This window comes from Actinomycetospora sp. (genome assembly GCF_055612215.1).
Window position 1 is genome coordinate 1 of sequence record NZ_JBVPVA010001065.1, and the last position, 1,774, is coordinate 1,774.

2 protein-coding genes are annotated in these 1,774 nt (G+C 76.7%); one reads left to right on the top strand and one right to left on the bottom strand.

The window, feature by feature from the left end; translation table 11 throughout:
• A partial coding sequence (locus tag AC0CYZ_RS28805; protein WP_472221540.1) for a zinc-binding dehydrogenase occupies positions 1-496 on the top strand: 496 nt, incomplete at its 5' end.
• A 36-nt stretch (positions 497-532) separates the two neighbouring features.
• Here AC0CYZ_RS28805 and AC0CYZ_RS28810 read toward each other — a convergent pair.
• Positions 533-1,636 carry a glycoside hydrolase family 18 protein gene (locus tag AC0CYZ_RS28810; RefSeq protein WP_472221541.1) on the bottom strand — a complete coding sequence of 368 codons (1,104 nt, stop codon included), beginning with the start codon at positions 1,634-1,636 and terminating at the stop codon, positions 533-535.
• Positions 1,637-1,774: the final 138 nt, after the last annotated feature.

Below are 1,774 nucleotides of genomic sequence, written 5' to 3' on the forward strand. Positions count from 1 at the left end.
CGGCGGCCTCGGCCACCTGGCGATCCAGTTCGCGGCGCGCATGGGCTGCGAGGTCGTCGCCGTCTCGCGCGGCACCGACAAGGCCGACCTCGCGAAGCAGCTCGGCGCCCACCACCACATCGACTCGCAGGCGGGCGACCCCGGCGCCGCCCTGGCCGAGCTGGGCGGAGCCAAGGTCGTCATCGCCACCGCGACGAGCGGCGAGGCGATCTCCGCGCTCGTCCCGGGTCTCGCGCCCCGCGGGCAGCTCGTGGTGGTCGGCGCGGCCGAGACGCCGCTGACGGTGGACGCGATGTCGCTGATCGGCCCGGCCACCCAGATCGCGGGCCACCCCTCGGGCACCTCGAAGGACTCCGAGGACACGCTGAACTTCTCCCGCATCACCGGCGTCCGCCCCATGATCGAGACGATGCCGCTCGAGCGGGCGGCCGAGGCCTACGAGAAGATGATGTCGAACGACGCCCGCTTCCGGATGGTGCTCACCACCGGGAACTGACGCGCTCACCCCGGGGGGCCTCCGCGTCCCCCGGGGTCAGCCGAAGCGCTGGAGCGCGCGGGTGAAGGCCCAGCGGTCCTGGTCGACGCCGCTGCAGTCGTCCTGCTCGTCCGTGGTGCCCGCGCATCCGCCGTTGTCGCGCAGCAGCGACCAGGCCCCGACGAAGCCGTAGCCGGCCCGGCGCGCCCCGGCGACGACCGCCTGGGCGTCGGCGAGGGTCGTCGTCGCGTCGGTGTCGTTGCGCCCGAGCATCAGCGTCACCCCGACGCGGGCGGCGACGTCGGCCGGGTCGGTGCCCGGCCACATCGCCTCCAGGGTTCGTGTGGAGGCGGCCGCGGCGCCGAGCATCGCACCCGACCACGACCCGCTCGCCGGGAAGTTCATGACCATGAGGTTCACCCGCGCCGCCACGCCGCGGTCGGACACCGCCCGCACGAGCTCGCGCGCGGTCGTCGTCATCCCGGTGGACGCGTCCTGCACCTGCACCGTCAGCGTGACCTTCGTGCCCCGCTCGCGCTGCAGCAGGGCGAGCGCGTCGCCGATCCGGGCCACCGAGACCGCCCGGCCGGTGTCGGTCTCGACGTCGACGTCGAGGTGGTCGGTGCCGACCGCGTCGAGGGCCTGTCCGTAGGCGTCCGCCAGCGAGCGCGCGTCGGGGCACCGGGTCTCGAGGTAGGTGCCCACGGCTCCGCCGGAGGACACCGTCGGCGTGCCCCCGCGGGCCTTCAGCGCGGTCACCGTGCGGCGCACCGCCGGGTCGTCGATCGGGGTGGTACCGCCCCAGGTCGGGGCGCACGACGACCCGGCGAGCACGAACGCGAGCACGACGTCGCGCTGTCCGGACGCGTCCGCGATCGCGCCCAGGTCGGGCAGCGGCGGCGTGGTCAGGTCGACGTAGGGCGCGACGCGGACGGTCGGCAGCGGCCCGTCCGGGGCACGCGCGCCCGATCGTGCGGGCGCCGCCGCCGCCGTCGTCGGGGCCGCGCGTGACGGGGCCGCGGGCGGCGGGGCGACCTCGGTGCGGGCGACCGGCGCGGGCTCCGGCTGCGGCGTGCGCAACGGCGAGGGCAGGACCGAGCAGGCCACCAGCACCATCGTGAGCGCGACCCCGGCGAGGGCCGCGCGCAGCGCGACCAGCACTAGCCGGCGCTCACGCGGAGAGCGTGCCCGGCGCCGCGGCCGCCGCCGGCTTCGTGCCGGTGCCGTTGCGGCGGGGGGTGCCCGTGCCGGTGCCGTTCGGGGTGACCGTCCCGGGCTTCGTCGTGGTCGGCGGCGTCG